Raw genomic sequence first — 17,149 nt, 5'->3', positions numbered from 1 at the left:
TATTTAAAATCAACAAACTAGAACTTTCGTGGAAATAAATGCCTCTTCAACACAGAGCGCATTTAACTTTTGATACTGTGTCAGAATTGAACAATTGTCACGTGACAGGTGTTCAATTAATTTAAGGTAGTTAGCCAACATATGAGTAATGCTGCATCAGATAAAACCCCTGCCATCCTGCAAGCTAGAAAAGAATTTCTGAGCAATGGCAACGTGGAGCAAGGGGCCATTGCAGAAGCGATTGAGCGCTCATGGCGACGCTGCTTGGCTAATGGTATCGATACCAACTCACCATCCAGTTTAGAGGTAGTCACCGCACAGGAACTGGCGCTCAAACGCGAACAAAACCAGCAGTTGCTTAAGCTGGCACAGCCAGAGATGGAAACACTCAACGAGCAAATTGCCCATACCCGTAACGTAGTGATACTGACCGACGATGAAGGCGTGATTCTGCATAGCTTGGGCGGCCATCATTTTTTAAATGAGGCACAACGCATTGCCTTATCTGCCGGTGCATCTTGGCATGAAGATCACAGAGGCACCAACGCTATTGGCACGGTACTGATTGAGCAATCTGCGCTCACCGTACAAGGCGCTGAACACTTTATGGCATACCATCACTCATTAAGCTGCTCTGCTGTGCCTATTTTCGGCGCAGAGAATCAGCTGATTGCCACATTGGATGTCTCCAATGACTCGAATATGTCGCAGCAGCATACGTTAGCACTAGTCAAAATGTCTGCACAGATGATTGAGAACCGCCTGTTTTTGGCAAGCCATCAAGGCGAGATTGCATTGCACTTTCATGCGCGCCCAGAGTTTATTGGCACCCTATGGGAAGGCGTTGCTATCTTTACAGACGGCGGCCAACTGGTTGCGACCAATCGTAGCGGCCAATTCCAACTGAGCTTAAACACCAGCAAGGCAGCATCGCAGCAAGGCATTAATTTCAACAATCTGTTTGATGTCCCATTCACAAGCTTATTAAGGCAAATCGGCGGCACCGATAAATTAATCGTGCCATTAAGATTAAACAATGGCGCGCGTATTTATGTGCAAGTTGAACTACTGCAGAAGAAACCGCAGATTAGCGCCACGCCCCCTTCAGTTGTAAAAAGGACCAGCGCCGCCAATTTAGATTTACTCGATAGTGGCGATGCAAAAATCTCACGGGCGGTACAGCAAATCAAACAAGTGCTGTCGCGTGATATTCCGATTCTGATTCAAGGTGAAACTGGTGTGGGTAAAGAGCTATTTGCACGTGCGATTCACGAAGCCAGCGCACAGCACAAAGGCCCGTGGATTGCGGTAAACTGCGCAGCATTGCCTGAAGGCCTAATTGAGGCCGAACTGTTTGGCTATGAAGAAGGCGCATTTACTGGCGCGCGCCGTAAAGGTAGCCCGGGTAAAATTGAACAGGCCAATGGCGGTACTTTATTTTTGGATGAAATTGGCGACATGCCGCTCTCATTACAAGCACGCTTACTGAGAGTGCTACAAGAGCGTACCGTGACCCCGCTCGGCAGTACAAAAACCATCCCGGTCAACTTTTCACTGATTAGTGCGACCAATCTAAAACTAAAAGAAAAAGTAGAGGCTGGCGAGTTCCGCAGCGATCTTTATTATCGACTCAATGGCCTCAGTGTCGCACTGCCGCCGCTACGCGAACGCTCTGACCTGCAAGCGCTGATTGATGTCATTTTACATATTGAGCAGGCAGGCACAGTAAAAATTACACCTGAAGTGCTGGCGATATTCCAAACGCACTCATGGCCAGGCAATATCCGCCAACTACATAACGTACTCAGAACCGCCATTGCGCTAGCAGATGGAGAAGCCATCAGTACGTTACACCTCACGCAAGATTTTATTGATGAGATGTCGCTAACCAAGCCAAGTTTGAGCAGTAACGCAACATCCAGTTCATTGGATTTAGACGACCTAACCAGCCAAGCCATCAGGCAAGCCATGCAAGCTGAGGCCGGCAATGTTTCCGCAGTTGCGCGCCAGCTCGGTATTAGCCGCAATACGCTATATCGCAAACTTAAAGCGATGGGCATTGCTTAGGCTAGGTGTTTGCGTTGGGCTTTATGTCTTACTCAATGCTGGTAGCTGTATGCCAAAAGCTAAGCGTGCCAGACCATAAGCACTTACACTGGAACTTCTCATGATAGGCATTTTACTGGCGGCTGGTTTTTCCCGCCGCTTTGGCCCAAGCAATAAACTTTTAGAGCCGATGGCTGATGGCCGCTCAATCGCACTAACCTCGGCAGAAAACCTGCTGCAAGCCATACCGACCTGCGTTGCTGTGGTACGGCCAGAAAACAGAGCGCTGGCAACCCTATTACAACAAGCTGGTTTAACCGTATTTGCCTGCAAAGAGAGTGAACAGGAGATGGCAGATAGCCTATCTGCCGCTATTCGCTTTTCAGCAAATTTTGAGGCAACCAAGCATGGTTTTGTGATTGCTTTAGCTGATATGCCTTATATTCAGCCAGCAACTATACGCACGGTTGCTAATCGATTAAACAGCAGTGAGTCTATCGTTATCCCTACCTATCATGGGCAGCGTGGGCATCCGGTTGGTTTTGCTGCAAAATACCGCAGCGAGCTAGAAAACCTGCAAGGAGATGAAGGTGCACGCTCTATCGTCAAAGGCTATGCCGATGCAGTTTGCCTGCTACCGTGTGAAGATAGTGGCATTTTGGCAGATATTGATACACCGCAAGATTTAGAGCGTATCAATTTAAAACGCTAGAAATTTAGAACGTTAAGCGGCACAACTCACTTCGCGCACCAAGCCTATCGTCGTTTGCTGTGCCCGTACCTGTATCAACTCGGCAAGAATGGCCACGGCGATTTCTGCGGGAGTGCGGCTGCCGATACGTAAACCCACGGGGCCGCGCATGGTGGCGATTTCCGGCTCACTCAGGTCAAACATGCGCATACGCTCACGCCGCTTTTCCTGATTTTTTTGCGAGCCTAACACCCCAACATAAAACGCATCTGATTTTAGCGCCTCAAGCAAAGCCATATCATCGAGTTTAGGGTCGTGTGTCACCGCCACAATGGCAGTATGCGCATCCGGCGCGATATCCAGCACTACATCATCCGGCATGCCATAAACCCATGTTACGCCATCCACATGCCACTCATCTCGAATCTCCTGGCGCGGCTCACACACCAGCACTTCAAAATCCAAAGCTTGCGCCATGCTAGCCAACGTTGCCCCTAACTGATTAGCACCGATAATGAGCAAGCGCCATTGTGGGCCAAAGTAGGTATGAAACCAATCGCCCTCGATGCGTGGTGCACCCTCAGGCAACACTTCTGTTAAGGTGATTTCGCCGGTACTGATACGGGTTGAGCGCTTGGTGAGCTTTCTATCACGCAGATTCTGAACGATGGGCAGCAATTGTGAGGCATGCTGTAATGGCTCAACAAAAATCTGCAACCTGCCACCACAGGGGATTCTAAAGCGCTGCGCATCCTCGCGACTAATGCCATATTCCATAATGCTAGGTTGGGTCGGTAGTGCTTGATTACGCGCTTTATCAGCTAAATCATCCTCAATACAGCCACCGGATACCGAGCCGATTAAATGCCCGTCATCTCGCACCACCAGCACCGCACCGGGCAAACGCGGGGCTGAACCCCATGTCTGCACCACGGTAAACATATGCGCTAGATGGCCATGATTCAGCCAATCAAGCGCACGCTCTAATACCTCTAAATCCGCAGACTTCACAACACTAAGCCAGCTGGTTGCCAATCGGCAATTGACGAATACGCTTACCCGTTGCCGCAAAAATAGCGTTGGTCACAGCAGGTGCCACTGGTGGCAAACCTGGCTCACCTACACCGCCCATTTTCTCGGTACTTGGCACGATATGTACATCTACCTTAGGCATATCTTTCATACGCAGGACGAGATAATCATGGAAGTTAGATTGCTGCACTTTACCTTCCTTAAAGGTAATTTCACTTTGCATGGCGGCACCCAAGCCAAACGAAATGGACGACTCCATTTGCGCTTTCAGCGAGTCTGGGTTCACTGCCAAGCCACAATCAATAGCACACACCATACGATGCACTTTCACCTCACCCTGATTCACAGACACCTCTGCCACTTGCGCAACAAAGCTGCCAAAGGACTCGTGTACTGCAATCCCGCGATAAACCCCTTTAGGTAAAGGCTTACCCCACTCAGCTTTTTCAGCAGCGAGATTAAGCGCAGCTAAATGACGCGGATGACCTTTAAGCAATTCACGGCGATAATCCAATGGGTCTTTATTCGCAGCATGTGCAAGTTCATCAATTAAACTTTCCATCACAAATCCAGAGTGGCTATGCCCAACGGAACGCCACCAAAGCACAGGAATGATCGCCTTCACCGTATGTAAACTCACATGATAGTTAGGGATGCCTTTCAAATATGGCGAATCGGCAATGCCTTCTACTGAGGTCGCATCCACCCCATTTTTAATCATAAACGCTTCAAATGGCGTGCCTAACATAATAGACTGCCCTACCGTCACGTGCTCCCAAGCCACTGGGGAACCATCTGCATTCACGCCTACTTTAGCCTGATGCAAATACATTGGGCGGTAATAACCGCCATGCACGTCATCCTCACGGCTCCAAACTGTTTTTACCGGCACCCCTGCAGCCTTGGCTACATGTACCGCTTCAGAAACAAAATCCGCCGCTGGGTTGGCACGACGGCCAAAACCACCACCAAGGAACAAGGTGTGCATTTTGACTTGCTCAGGCTTAAGACCCAATATTTTTGCCGCAGCTTGCTGGTCTGTGGTCTGCATTTGCGTGCCGGTCCAGATTTCACATGCGTCTTTATCAATACGCACTGAGCAGTTAAGCGGCTCCATCGGCGAGTGTGCCAAATATGGCAGTGCATATTCGACCTCTATAGATTTTGCTGCCTTAGGTAACTCAGCTTTACTGTCACCAAGTTGCGCAGCCACTAAACCTGGCTTGCTCGCCAACGCTCTATACTCTGTCAACATCACTGCTGAGTCTAAATTTGCATTAGGGCCTAAATCCCACTCTACTTTAAGTGCATCACGTCCTTGCTTAGCCGCCCAGTAATGATCCGCAATCACGGCCACGCCAGTTGGCACTTGCACGACATTACGCACACCTTTAATTTGCTTAGTTGCACTAGCATCAAATGACTTAACCGTACCGCCAAACACTGGCGAACGTGCCACCATGGCTGTCATCAAACCATCGAAATGAATATCTTGACCAAACACGGCGGTACCATTAATTTTCTCTGGACCGTCTAAACGCTTGGTCGCTTTACCTATCACTTTCCAATCTTTAGGGTCTTTCAGTGCAACCGTTTTAGGTGTTTCTAATTTAGCCGCAATCTCTGTCAGCTCACCATAGCTAACCTTGGTATCACCGCTAATCACAAACCCGTTTTCAGTTTTAAGCGTTTCTGCAGCAACCCCTAACTTTTCAGCCGCTGCGCCAATTAATAACTGACGTGTTAAAGCGCCAGCTTGGCGGTAGCGGTCAAACTCAGACCAAGTAGTAGAAGAACCACCAGTGATTTGAATGCCATAAGCTGTGTGTACATACGCTGGTGCAGCAGCTGCATGCTCAACTTTAATCTTGCTCCAGTCAGCATCCAGCTCCTCTGCAATCAGCATAGGCAATGTCGTCCAGATGCTTTGACCCATTTCACTATGAGCCAGCATCACTGTAATCGTGTTATCAGTACCAATGCGCAAAAAGGCATTTGGTTCAGGCAGTTTAGGAGTGGCAGCACCAGCGTTATCTTGTGCAGCACCCGGCATTAAAAAGCGTTTAGCGGTGGGGATAGAGAAAGCAATTACCAGCCCGCCTACAGTAAGTGCTGTAGCTTTCAGGAAAGTACGTCTTGAGATATTTAAAGGGGAGTTCATGTGATGGCTCCTTAAGCTAGCTTAGTGGCAGCAGCATGGATCGCTGCACGGATACGCGGATAAGTACCGCAACGACAGATATTTCCGCTCATTGCCGCATCAATATCAGCATCGGTAGGTGCTTGATTCGTAGTGAGCAAAGCTGTCGCTGCCATAATTTGGCCAGATTGACAGTAACCACACTGCACCACATCAATTTCACTCCACGCAGCCTGCACCGCTTGGCCCACTTTATCATTCTGCACGTCTTCAATCGTCACGATTTTTTTACCAACCGCTGCAGAAACTGGCGTAATACATGCGCGGGTAGGTTGCCCATCAACATGCACAGTACATGCCCCACATTGCGCCATACCACAGCCAAACTTGGTACCGGTAAGATGCATCACATCTCTTAATGCCCATAAAATCGGCATATCATCAGATACATCCAACTGCTGCTCTTTACCATTGACATTCAAAGTAATCATGATGGTCACCCTCTAATCTGTTGTTTTAATATTGATTTTTATAAACTGATGCAGAAACTACCGTTTTAACACTAATAACAATTTATGCAAAAATAGCACTATCGCATACTGTTAGCTATCATTATATGGAATAATCTGGAATTGATAATTCCAGATTATGGATAGTACGAGTCATGCAAAATCAATTAGAAATGCTACGCATATTTCAAGCCGTAGCAGAATCCTCCAACTTTAAAGAAGCCTCAATCAGGCTGGGCATCTCACCGCAATCCGTCACCCGGGCAATTAAAGAACTTGAAGAGCGCCTAGGTGAACCATTGTTTTATAGAAGCACACGTAACACTACCATTACCGAATTTGGTAAGCAAATGGCGCTCAAAAGTGAGGGCGTGATTGAGCAAGTGGATGCGTTATTCCAGCTCCACCAACACGCACAAACGCCGCAGGCGATCGCTGGTTCAGTCAAAATTACCATGCCAAGTACATTGGGACGCCTATATTTACTACCGGCTCTCATTGAGTTCTCAAAAGACCATCCAAACATTCAGCTTGACCTAAGGTTCTCCGACCTGATTGACAATGTGGTGGCTGATCAAATGGATATTGGAGTGCGTGTAGGTTTCTTTAGCAACAATCGGAACGTGGCAAGGCGTGTAAATGAAATTAAATTTCAAATTGTTGGAGCGCCTGCACTCATTGCAAAAACTGGCGAGCCTAAACAAGTGAATGACCTGTGTGCAATGCCGTACACAGGATTTATTGACCAAAATACCGGCAGAATGTGGCCCTGGTCTTTTGCAGATGAGCCAGACTGCTACCCCAGCGCACCAGCGTTCATTGCAGATGACATCGAAGCAGAGTTGGCGGCAGTGCTCGCTGGAATTGGCTTTGGTCAGCTCCCTAATATTATATGTGAGCAATATATCAAAACTGGGCAACTTGTCCCTGTACTAGAGAATCAAACACCCGCCCCTTGGGGTATTTATGTTTATCGCCCTCAACGAGGCCCAGTTGCAGAACGCGTTCGTGTACTGTTTGACTACCTGGCAAAAACACTGAGTGAGATGAAATTCGGCTAAGCACATAAATGATTGATTAATACATACTGCCTAACTGCGCAATGAACTAAGTGCGCTGGTGAAAGACAAAACACCCATACTGTTTAAAATCTAGTAAGCCCATTTAAAAAATGTTGCGCATACTACTTAGCATTTAGGAGTCGTTGATGTCAGAAAATTACCAAGTATTAATCACAGGCGCCAACCGCGGCTTAGGCCTGGAATTTGCCAAGCAATATGCACAAGATGGCTGGCAGGTATTGGCATGCTGCCGTGCACCACAGCATGCTGCCTTGCAAGCATTAGCAAAAATACATAGCAACATTCAAATATTGCCATTAGATGTCGCGGATTTTGCACAAATTGACGCATTGGCACTACAGCTAAAAGATTTAAAAATAGACGTGTTGATTAATAACGCAGGCATTTATCCTGATAGCAGCACCACTCACATCAATACCGATGATTGGCTAGACGCATTCACCGTGAATAGCATCTCCCCATATAAAATCACCACCGCCTTTACCCCACATATTGCAAAAAGCCGTCTTAAAAAAACTGCCACGCTCACCAGCAAAATGGGCAGCATAGACGACAACACCAGTGGTGGCAGCTATATTTACCGAAGCTCCAAAGCGGCTGCCAATATGGTGATGAAAAGCCTATCAATCGACCTAGAGCCGCTAGGGGTCTCGGTCGTTACATTACATCCTGGCTGGGTGCAAACTGACATGGGTGGCAGCAATGCGCTGATTGACACAAAAACAAGTGTTACCGGCATGCGGCGTGTCATAGACCATTTAAACCTAGCCACAACTGGCCGCTTTATTGCCTATGATGGACAAGCCATTCGCTGGTAAACAATTCCTACACTTACAGCAGAGTAATGTAAAAAATACCGACAACTTTAATTTTAGATGCATCTAATAGTCTTTTATCTGCCAATTAAAACTAAAAACTGCGGTTAGCCTATCATAAACATTTAGTTAATGATTTTTCACCATAAATACCAACATGTTATTGGTGATTTGCAAAATCACCTCTTTAGAGTTACTTATGTAAATCATAGAGATATTAACTTCATTAGCGACCAGCTTTAAAAATGGCAGGTATAGCTTTCAGAGTAAGCGTCTATTTAACATACACCGTTAAAATGCCTCCCACTCTCCATCTTTAGTTTCAACCTTATTCACTCGGGAGCTTAGTGCCCTCATGGACGGAATGTGTTTTGGTTGAGAAACAAATGGAGACATTGCCATTACTTTAGGTTGATTAAGCTCTTTAGCTGAGGTTTTGAACCCATTAACCGCTTCAACCATTTGATGAGCCTGCTCCATTAATGACTCTGCGGCCGCGGCTGCTTCTTCCACCAAAGCAGCATTTTGCTGAGTTGTTTCATCCATGCTGGTGATAGCCGCATTCACTTGGTCAATGCCAGAGCTTTGCTCTTGTGACGCAGCACTAATTTCACTAATAATATCTGACACGCGTTTTACAGACGTCACGATCTCATCCATAGTATTCGCTGCCGATTCCACTTGCTTGCTACCTTCGGACGTTTTCATCACCGAGTCAGCAATTAAGCCCTTAATTTCCTTGGCGGCACCTGCGGAGCGCTGTGCCAAATTCCTAACTTCGGCCGCTACGACCGCGAAACCACGGCCCTGCTCACCAGCTCTTGCCGCTTCTACCGCCGCATTCAATGCAAGAATATTTGTTTGAAATGCAATGCCATCAATCACTGAAATAATATCTTCAATTTTCTTAGCACTATAGTTAATAGCACTCATGCTATCAATCACCTCTTTTACAACCTCACCACCTTTAACTGCAATCATAGAGGCTGCAGATGCAAGCTGGTTTGCTTGTTTTGCATTCGCCGCGTTTTGCTTCACAGTAGAGGCTAACTCTTCCATGCTGGACGCAGTTTCCTCCAACGAAGATGCCTGCTCCTCAGTGCGTTGTGACAACGAGTTATTGCCAGAAGCAATTTCCTGAGCCGCCGTATTGATCGTCTCTGCCGCTTCTTTGATCGTAATAATAGGCTCGGTAATTAACGCTAGCGTTTGATTGATACCCTCAACGATTTTACGGAAATCTCCTTGATGCACATTTACATCCGCACGTTGATATATTCGCCCACTTTTTGCGGCATCAGCTAACGCACCTGTATCTTTAACCAACAGATTAATCGCATGAATACAAGTATTAAGGTTGTTCTTGATAGTAATGAAGTCGCCCTGATATTGAGCACTTATCGGCTGGGGAATATCCCCAAGAGCAATACTTTCCATGCATTGAGCTGCTACATTTAAGGGGCTGATTACTGAATCTAAAGTATTGTTAACACCCTCAACAATCTTCTTATAATCACCCCAATGTTGAGATGTATCCGCTCGCACAGACAACTGCCCCTCGGCAGCAGCATTCGCCAATCGCTGAGCATCGTTTACCAGCGCCTTTAATGCCGTTACACAAGCGTTTAAGTTGTCTTTCAGCACATTAAAATCACCGTTAAAGTTTTCAGTGATTAATTCTGGGATATCTCCATCTGCGAAGTGTTTAACGTATTCCGCCGCAATACTAATCGGGCCCACCACTGCATCAAGCGTAGCGTTAAACCCTTCCACAATTTTACGAAAATCTCCTTGATGCGCTGTTATATCAGCCCGCGTGTGCAGGTTTCCTGCTAAAGTGGATTGGGATAGCAAGTTTACATCCACAATTAGGCTCTTTAAGTTAGCCCTTACTTGCTCAACAGTATGATTGATGAATACTTTTTTACCGGGAAAATCTTCCAGCGGCGCATTAAAATTGCCCTCACCAAACGCTTTTACAACTGCCAAGGCCTTTTTATTCATATCAATATGACCATGCACCATTGAGTTAATCCCAATGACCAAAGTATTGAATGACCCTTCAAACTTTTCTACCTTAAGCACATGGTCAATCTCACCTTCATCGTGTTTTTTAGACATTTCGTTGAGCTCATTCACGATTGCCTGTATTACACCACTCATATGCTGCATTTCTGTAAGCAACCGTCCTGTTTCGTCTTTATAAAAGTGATCAACCGTTGAATCCAAATCTCCCTTTGCAATACTCTGAGAAATCTTCAACGCTTTCCTCAAAGGCTCTGTGATTGAATAGGTAATAAAAAACGCGGTTGCAATACCTATTACCACTGCCAATAATGCAATGATGCCAATTTCATTAATAGTACTTTTCACAATATTCGAAAGTGCAACTGAGGAAGCTACGGTGCTTTCATTATTGAGCTTCATTAACGCTTTTAATGCTAAACCCAAGGGTTTATCAGCGCCTTTTATTGAGGAATCAATTTCAACAATGGATTTACCCTCTTCTTTAAGCAATACCGCCTTATTCAGCGCCTCTTGGTACGCAACAGCACCGTTCAAAATATCATTTAAGTGACTAAGCTCTTCATTACTTAAATGACCTAACGCTTTGTACTCTTGAACGGACTCATTAATAGCCTCCATATTTTGGGTAAACTTTTGAGAGTAGTCACCACCTCGAAGTACATAGTTTTTAAAATAATGTACACCGTTACCCAGCGCATTGGATGCCTCTTCGATATAGGCCCGCTTTTGCAATGTGATAGATTCAAAATCAGACCATGTGGACTGCACCCTAGTGAAACCTTGGTAAGAGAGTATTGAAATCACTACTGACAAACCAATAATGATTAGATAACTCACCCCCAACCGAGACCTAACACTTAAGTTCATAAAGAATGAAACCATCACATACCCTTTGCATAAACACTTTAAATTTGCCTGACATTGATTCTTACCAACACCAGTTTAATAGCGCGTAGAATCATTCACATGATTAATCAAAACTTCATTATGAATAGCGTAATGGGATTATCGGTTAAATCAGACATATATTAATTAAATACGACACTGTCATAAAAATTTAATATTTCAATCTTTGGCTGGAGATGAAACCTGACATAGGTATCATCTGAAATGACATACTTAGAGCGGCACAAAAAATCTTCGGACACTCCTAACTTTAAAGAACGGCTATGTCGTTAACGCCGAATCTTTCGACTTTTAATATCAGAGAACAAAGACCAACTACTCTCTGATATTAAAGTCATTTACACCCTCAACCACGAACTCAACATCGAGTTCTATTAGACTTCCCACACATTGATGGTCATCGCTATAATTTATGTTTTCAAGTTTCAGCAGTCGGCCTAATCGAGACGTTCGCTTTAATTAACTTAATGACAGCTAAACCCACCCCTCAAAACCGACAGTCATCTATCCGCTAGAGCTATTCACACCATATGATTAAGTCGTCTTTTTTGCATCCACTTCCATCAATCTAGGCAAGCTGACGGTAATTGTAGTCGTATTTTCCTCGTCAGATACATCTAATGCTATCTGCCCATTTTGAGCCTCTGCGAGTAATCTAGCTGAGTAAGTTCCTAAGCCCGTACCCCCAGACTTCCCTTGCGTCACATACTTTTCAAAGAAACGTTCGCGAATTGCGCCGGGCACTGTGCCCTTATTTTGGATTTTAATTAAGATGGGGTTCTCATCAACCAGTGTGACAACAACTCGTGTTTTTTCTGGTGCTGCTTCACAGGAGTTTTTAATTAAGTTCTGAAACAATGAGTAGCAAAGCATTGCATCACCAATAGATTGTAGTGGTTCGTCACCCACTGCTGCGACGTCAGTATCTACCGATACCGTCAAGTGTTTTTCATTGTATGTGGTACGTGAAACCTCAACAATGCGACGCAGAATATCACCTATTTTCACTGGCTGAGCATCAAGTTTGAATCGGCCAGTTTCAATTTTAAAAAGCTCCGAAGAGAGGTTGATCATATTAAGTACTTGCAGCGCCGTTTCTTCTACAAGTTTAAGCTGTTCGAATTGTTTACGATTTGTCGACCCATCGTCTGCCATCGCTTGAACCATTCCAATAACACCAGCTAACGGACCTTTTAAATCATGGCGTGTGATGTGATCCACATCGTCTTTCAATTTTGCCATTTCCAGCATGTCATCATAATCAGCTTGTAGCTGCTTACGTAGGTTCACAAACCGAATAAAATTGCGTACACGCGGTATAAGCACTGTCGGGTCAATTGGTTTTGTTACAAAGTCTACAGCACCCAACTCCAAACCTTTCAATCTAGCATCCTGATCTGTCATGGCTGTAACAAAAATGACCGGAATTGTTTCTGAGTTAGGGTGCTCCCGCATACGTTTTGCCACCTCAAACCCATCAATATCAGGCATCATAATGTCCAACAACACCAAGTCTGGAGGAGAGTTCGATGTGCAAATCTCAAGTGCTTTCTCACCATTGTGAGCAATACGCACACGGTATTCATCTTTAAACAATTGAGACATAAGATGCAAGTTATCTGGCGTATCGTCAACAACCAATATAGTAGGACGTGTAGCCTCTTTTGATTGAAAAGAAGCACTTGGCTCTATAGCATGTTCAACTGTAGCTTCAACTGAGTTAATCTTTCTTGGTCGCCAAGACAAAGCTTTATTAACACGGTCAGCCAATGCTACCGGCGAATAGGGTTTCACCAAAAGTCCGCTTACACCATTAGCAATGGCTTGCTCAACACGTGACCGTTCCGCCTCTGCCGTAACCATCACTAACGGCATGTGGCTCAGCTTAGCATCAGCCCGCACAGCAATTAGCAAATCAAGGCCAGTCATGACCGGCATATTCCAATCAGATAGTACAATATCAACCGGATGACTTCTCAATACTCGCAAAGCCTCTGCGCCATCTTTTGCCTGCAGAATATTCTTGGAATTTGCGCCTATTGCTTGAAGTTGATTGCTAGTCACCTTCCGCATGGATTCAAAATCATCCACCACCAAGATAATTGTCTTGTTTGTTATTGGCATAGTGTTACTTTCGGTAAATTAGATTTTAAAGATTAATTATTTCGGCTACCGATATATTCATATACTCTGCCTTCTTATCCATATCTTCGTCAGAGTCGGCGTAGGTAGCTGCAATCAGTTTGAATTCATCTTGCAATTCAATAAATGCATCGACCATATCCGGATCAAAATGCGTTGCTTTACCTTCACTAATAATCTGAACGGCTTTCTCGTGTGGCATGCCAGCCTTATAAACACGTCGACTAATCAACGCATCATACACATCTGCCACAGCCATAAGGCGAGCGGAAATTGGTATATCATCCCCAGACAACCCTTCAGGATATCCCGTACCATCCCATTTTTCTTGATGATAATAGGCAATTTCTTTTGCTAACTTCAGAAATGGCATTTCGATACCAAGCTCATTTTCAGCCTGTTGGATAGCATCGCGTCCAAGCGTGGTATGCGTTTTCATGATTTCAAATTCAAAAGGCTCAAAACGACCAGGTTTAAGCAAAATGCGGTCTGGAATCCCAACTTTACCAATATCATGTAATGGAGCAGATTTGAACAGCAACTCTATGTTTTTGTCATCGTTAAGAAAGTGAGAGAAACGTGGATTAAATCTTAGCTTCTCAGCCAGCAATTTCACATAATGCTGTGTACGTCGAATATGGTTACCAGTGTCACTATCTCTAGTTTCTGCTAAAGATGCCATTGCATGAATAGTTACATCCTGAATCGCAGTCACCTCTGCCGTTCTCCTCATCACCTCAGCCTCAAGATAGCTATTTTTATCTTTTAGAAAATCTTGTACACCTTTCATTTCAAGGTGTGTTTTAACGCGCGCCATGACGATTGGTGGGCTAATTGGCTTTGTAATATAGTCGACTGCTCCCAACTCCAACCCATGTGTCTCATCATCTATTTCTGTTTTCGCTGTCAAGAAAATAACAGGAATATCACGGGTATTTGGATCAAGCTTCAAACGCTTACACACCTCATACCCATCCATTTCAGGCATCATGATATCCAGCAGAATCAAGTCTGGCGGTGTCTCAGACTGTGCAATTTTTAGAGCGCGCTCACCACTGTGGCAGACTTTGACTTTATAAGTATCTTTAAGTAAGCCACTCATCAATGTAAGGTTGTCTGGTGTGTCATCTACCACAAGAATCGTAGCTTTATCTGTAAAATCCAATAGATTGTTCATGGTCACTGTTTTTCCTTATACGTTGAAATTTCAATAAAAGTACCAACCAATCCGCCAAGACTGCCATCAGCAGAACGAAACCAGGATACATAGTAAAGGGGGTCGTGCACCCCCCCATCGTCATACGGCACCTGCATTTTACGCTGTAATGATATGGTCTCTGCAATAACGTGCTCATCTTCCAATTGATAGTTAATGCAGTCAGCTTCTGAAAGATAACTCGGATGAAAGGCACCTTTTTCAATGCAACCCTCACGACTAACGGCGAAAGCCTCTGCATAAACACGGTTGAACCCTAAAAGACATGCACCACAGCTTAAGAATGTGACGGCCGTGTTCAAGGTAACTTTCACCATTTCATTGCCTTTATCCATTGAGCTTTTGTCCCTTAGTTGCTCTTTTAGTGCTTGCCGGTTTAGCTTCGGCTTGGCTGCGTTCAGTTACATCCCGTATCGAAGCGCACGCACAAACCCCTCTACCACTCAATTCCGGTAGTCGGCTGAGGTTCACTTCAATCTGGAACTCACTACCACCCTTGCGAGCACCATATAGACCAAGACCTGCACCCATTTGCCGCACACCCTGTTCTAACATGAGCGCTGCCCTGTTTGCAGAGATTTCTGCACGAAATCTCTCTGGCACCAGCGTATCAATATTTTGACCTATCAACTCTCCATGCTCATAATCAAAAGTATCTTCGACTCTTGGGTTGCAAAGAATAATGACACCATGCTCATCGACGACCAGCAGACCATCCGGGGTTGACTCTAGGATACTGCGAAACCAAGCCTCAGTCTGCAGGAGCTCTGCATGCTTAGCTTCCATCTCGACAGATTGCTCCTCAAGGAGTGCCCCCTGAGACTCCATCCTACTGGCTTGATCCTGTGTTTCTTTAAGCAATCTCTTTGTCTGGTAGTTGCGCTCCAAGATGGTCATATTTAGCCATAGCATGGGTACCAGGTTTCCAAGTAGCTTTGTGCCCCCATCATCCAAGGGCTTCATAAGTGCCAACTCCAGAACACCAAGCAAAAAGTCATTATTCACAATCGGCAGCAGCATGACACTGACGGGTGACGCTGTTCCTAGACCAGAGACAACTTTCAGGTAGTCAGCCGGTGGATTGTTGATAGTAATCGGAGTGCTATCCAATGCGCATTGCCCAGCAAGCCCTTCGCCAAGTGGGAACTCGGTCTTCTGCTGTGATCGCATGCGGGCATATGAGCCACATAATATCAGCCTAGTCTTGTCTTCGCTCAGCCGATATAGCGCACCTTGCCCTAGATGGAGGGGTGAGGCAGTTTGCGTAAACAGAACTTGCGCCAATTCCTCGAAGGATTCAGCACGTTGCAAGGCACTAGCTGTCTGTGCGGCATTGGCGTCGATCTGGTGTTGCGAGTCAGCGAGCGAGGCTGTCATCTGATTAAAGGCAGCTGCAACTTCACCAATTTCATCGTCACGGTCTTTCGGCAGACGAACTGTATAATCTCGCGCCGCAACCCGGCGTGTAGCTTCTGCAATTCTCTGCAATGGCAGGATGACTTCTCGATTGCCACCGAGAAATATGACCACACCGCCAATCAGTAGTGCGATGGCAAATATGCCCATGAATGAAATCCAATGCTCTAAACCAATCACGGCGGAGCTGTCCAACGTGGCGATGGTGTACCACTTCAGGGGTGGTAAATAGGCAACAGCGGCGGCTCGTGGCTGGTTATCCAGCGTCAAGGTCAACGCAACTGAGTCGCGCTGCCCTTGCTTCAGAGATGCCATGGCCTTGCGTAGCGCTTGGCGCTCCTGTTCGTTGGGCAACAGTTTCCAGATAGTAGATTTTTCCTGTTCGGAAGACACCGGCGCGTTCAAGGCAATCAGCGATGCGTCGGCGTGTCCTTGAATCGCCCCCTCGTCATTGATGAACATACCGTTGATGCCCCGTTCCCTAGTTTTGACAAACTCGTTAATGAATTGGGTTATGTCAATGCCGGTCCCGACAACACCGATTGCTCCCCCACTATCCTTCATAACAACATTGATCCACAGTTTGGTGACGTGCAACTTAGCACTGTAATCCACGTTGAAGTTGTAGGGTTCCTGCTGACTCAGCGTGTTGAAAAACCACACATCGTCCTTATCCCCCTCATTGAGCAGGTAAGTGGGCTTGAATGTCGACTTATCAATATTAGCGAGCGACTTAGTGTCGACAAAGTAGAAGGCAGATGCAGGTTTTGATGCCACGAATGCCGCGTGCGTAGAAAATTGGTTCACCCAGCTATGCAACTCTTCGAATGCTGGCTCGACAGCATTTGATGCATCGGCTTTTCTCACCCAGCGACGGAGGACAGGTGTGTCTGCCATCTTTTTGGCAAGAGCCAGATCCCCCTGAATACCACCCAAGGTTCTTTCCTTGTGATATTGCACATAACGTTCAGCGGCATAACTCGTTAGCTCGTGGGTAACATCTCGCTGCAAGGATGTGACTACCGCTAGCGAGATTCCACCCATGGCTAGCCCTGTCGCAAACAGAAACAATAATGCCTTACCACGTAAGCCTAATTGCATGATGGTTCCCTAGAGTCAATCATAA

The 17,149-nt window shown here is 45.8% G+C and carries 12 protein-coding genes; 4 read left to right on the top strand and 8 right to left on the bottom strand.

From position 1 onward, the window contains the following. Positions 1–141 precede the first annotated feature (141 nt). Together ACSSU7_RS00260 and ACSSU7_RS00255 are read left to right on the top strand one after the other, a co-directional pair. Positions 142–2,067 (top strand): sigma-54-dependent Fis family transcriptional regulator, encoded by a 1,926-nt coding sequence (locus ACSSU7_RS00260; protein ID WP_492516765.1) that lies wholly within the window; start codon positions 142–144, stop codon positions 2,065–2,067. A 100-nt stretch (positions 2,068–2,167) separates the two neighbouring features. Further along, positions 2,168–2,758, top strand: a complete 591-nt coding sequence (locus tag ACSSU7_RS00255) for a nucleotidyltransferase family protein (protein WP_492516764.1) — start codon at positions 2,168–2,170, stop codon at positions 2,756–2,758. Positions 2,759–2,770: 12 nt separating this feature from the next. On the opposite strand, the gene ACSSU7_RS00250 is transcribed toward ACSSU7_RS00255, so the two are convergent. From ACSSU7_RS00250 to ACSSU7_RS00240, 3 genes are read right to left on the bottom strand one after another with little or no spacing between them, the layout of a single operon-like run. Next, the gene (locus tag ACSSU7_RS00250) at positions 2,771–3,748 is read right to left on the bottom strand and encodes an XdhC family protein (RefSeq protein WP_492516763.1); all 978 of its coding nucleotides are present in this window, start codon (positions 3,746–3,748) and stop codon (positions 2,771–2,773) included. A gap of 4 nt (positions 3,749–3,752) precedes the next feature. Next, positions 3,753–5,930 carry a xanthine dehydrogenase family protein molybdopterin-binding subunit gene (locus tag ACSSU7_RS00245; protein WP_492516762.1) on the bottom strand — a complete coding sequence of 726 codons (2,178 nt, stop codon included), beginning with the start codon at positions 5,928–5,930 and terminating at the stop codon, positions 3,753–3,755. Positions 5,931–5,941: 11 nt separating this feature from the next. Next, positions 5,942–6,400: a (2Fe-2S)-binding protein gene (locus tag ACSSU7_RS00240; protein ID WP_492516761.1), complete on the bottom strand. Its 459-nt coding sequence runs from the start codon at positions 6,398–6,400 to the stop codon at positions 5,942–5,944. 173 nt (positions 6,401–6,573) lie between these two features. On the opposite strand from ACSSU7_RS00240, the gene ACSSU7_RS00235 reads away from it, so the two are divergent. Both ACSSU7_RS00235 and ACSSU7_RS00230 read left to right on the top strand, forming a co-directional pair. Then, complete coding sequence (locus ACSSU7_RS00235) at positions 6,574–7,479, top strand: LysR family transcriptional regulator (RefSeq protein ID WP_492516760.1); 906 nt, start codon at positions 6,574–6,576, stop codon at positions 7,477–7,479. A 146-nt stretch (positions 7,480–7,625) separates the two neighbouring features. Next, entirely contained in the window at positions 7,626–8,318 is a 693-nt protein-coding gene (locus ACSSU7_RS00230) for an SDR family oxidoreductase (protein ID WP_492516759.1), read from the top strand. A gap of 288 nt (positions 8,319–8,606) precedes the next feature. On the opposite strand, the gene ACSSU7_RS00225 is transcribed toward ACSSU7_RS00230, so the two are convergent. The 5 genes from ACSSU7_RS00225 to ACSSU7_RS00205 all read right to left on the bottom strand — a co-directional run bounded on the left by ACSSU7_RS00225 (position 8,607) and on the right by ACSSU7_RS00205 (position 17,124). Next, positions 8,607–11,225 (bottom strand): methyl-accepting chemotaxis protein, encoded by a 2,619-nt coding sequence (locus tag ACSSU7_RS00225; RefSeq protein ID WP_492516758.1) that lies wholly within the window; start codon positions 11,223–11,225, stop codon positions 8,607–8,609. A gap of 558 nt (positions 11,226–11,783) precedes the next feature. Then, on the bottom strand, positions 11,784–13,373 hold the full coding sequence (locus tag ACSSU7_RS00220; RefSeq protein WP_492516757.1) for an ATP-binding response regulator: 1,590 nt from the start codon (positions 13,371–13,373) through the stop codon (positions 11,784–11,786). A gap of 25 nt (positions 13,374–13,398) precedes the next feature. Beyond that, positions 13,399–14,568 carry a response regulator gene (locus ACSSU7_RS00215; RefSeq protein WP_492516756.1) on the bottom strand — a complete coding sequence of 390 codons (1,170 nt, stop codon included), beginning with the start codon at positions 14,566–14,568 and terminating at the stop codon, positions 13,399–13,401. 2 nt (positions 14,569–14,570) lie between these two features. After that, positions 14,571–14,942, bottom strand: a complete 372-nt coding sequence (locus ACSSU7_RS00210; protein WP_492516755.1) for a hypothetical protein — start codon at positions 14,940–14,942, stop codon at positions 14,571–14,573. Next, entirely contained in the window at positions 14,935–17,124 is a 2,190-nt protein-coding gene (locus ACSSU7_RS00205) for a PAS domain S-box protein (protein ID WP_492516754.1), read from the bottom strand. Before ACSSU7_RS00205 ends, ACSSU7_RS00210 begins: the two co-directional genes overlap by 8 nt. Between the last annotated feature and the right edge of the window lie 25 nt (positions 17,125–17,149).

The organism is Methylotenera sp. E1MeOHC1 (genome assembly GCF_058745595.1).
This window is presented reverse-complemented; position numbering and strand designations above follow the sequence as displayed.

Bases quoted from the DNA above. Each gene is read 5' to 3' on its own strand.
- ACSSU7_RS00260 (WP_492516765.1), top strand. From the start codon at position 142: ATGAGTAATGCTGCATCAGATAAAACCCCTGCCATCCTGCAAGCTAGA.
- ACSSU7_RS00255 (WP_492516764.1), top strand. From the start codon at position 2,168: ATGATAGGCATTTTACTGGCGGCTGGTTTTTCCCGCCGCTTTGGCCCA.
- ACSSU7_RS00245 (WP_492516762.1), bottom strand. From the start codon at position 5,930: ATGAACTCCCCTTTAAATATCTCAAGACGTACTTTCCTGAAAGCTACA.
- ACSSU7_RS00240 (WP_492516761.1), bottom strand. From the start codon at position 6,400: ATGATTACTTTGAATGTCAATGGTAAAGAGCAGCAGTTGGATGTATCT.
- ACSSU7_RS00235 (WP_492516760.1), top strand. From the start codon at position 6,574: ATGCAAAATCAATTAGAAATGCTACGCATATTTCAAGCCGTAGCAGAA.
- ACSSU7_RS00230 (WP_492516759.1), top strand. From the start codon at position 7,626: ATGTCAGAAAATTACCAAGTATTAATCACAGGCGCCAACCGCGGCTTA.
- ACSSU7_RS00225 (WP_492516758.1), bottom strand. From the start codon at position 11,225: ATGGTTTCATTCTTTATGAACTTAAGTGTTAGGTCTCGGTTGGGGGTG.
- ACSSU7_RS00220 (WP_492516757.1), bottom strand. From the start codon at position 13,373: ATGCCAATAACAAACAAGACAATTATCTTGGTGGTGGATGATTTTGAA.
- ACSSU7_RS00215 (WP_492516756.1), bottom strand. From the start codon at position 14,568: ATGAACAATCTATTGGATTTTACAGATAAAGCTACGATTCTTGTGGTA.
- ACSSU7_RS00210 (WP_492516755.1), bottom strand. From the start codon at position 14,942: ATGGATAAAGGCAATGAAATGGTGAAAGTTACCTTGAACACGGCCGTC.
- ACSSU7_RS00205 (WP_492516754.1), bottom strand. From the start codon at position 17,124: ATGCAATTAGGCTTACGTGGTAAGGCATTATTGTTTCTGTTTGCGACA.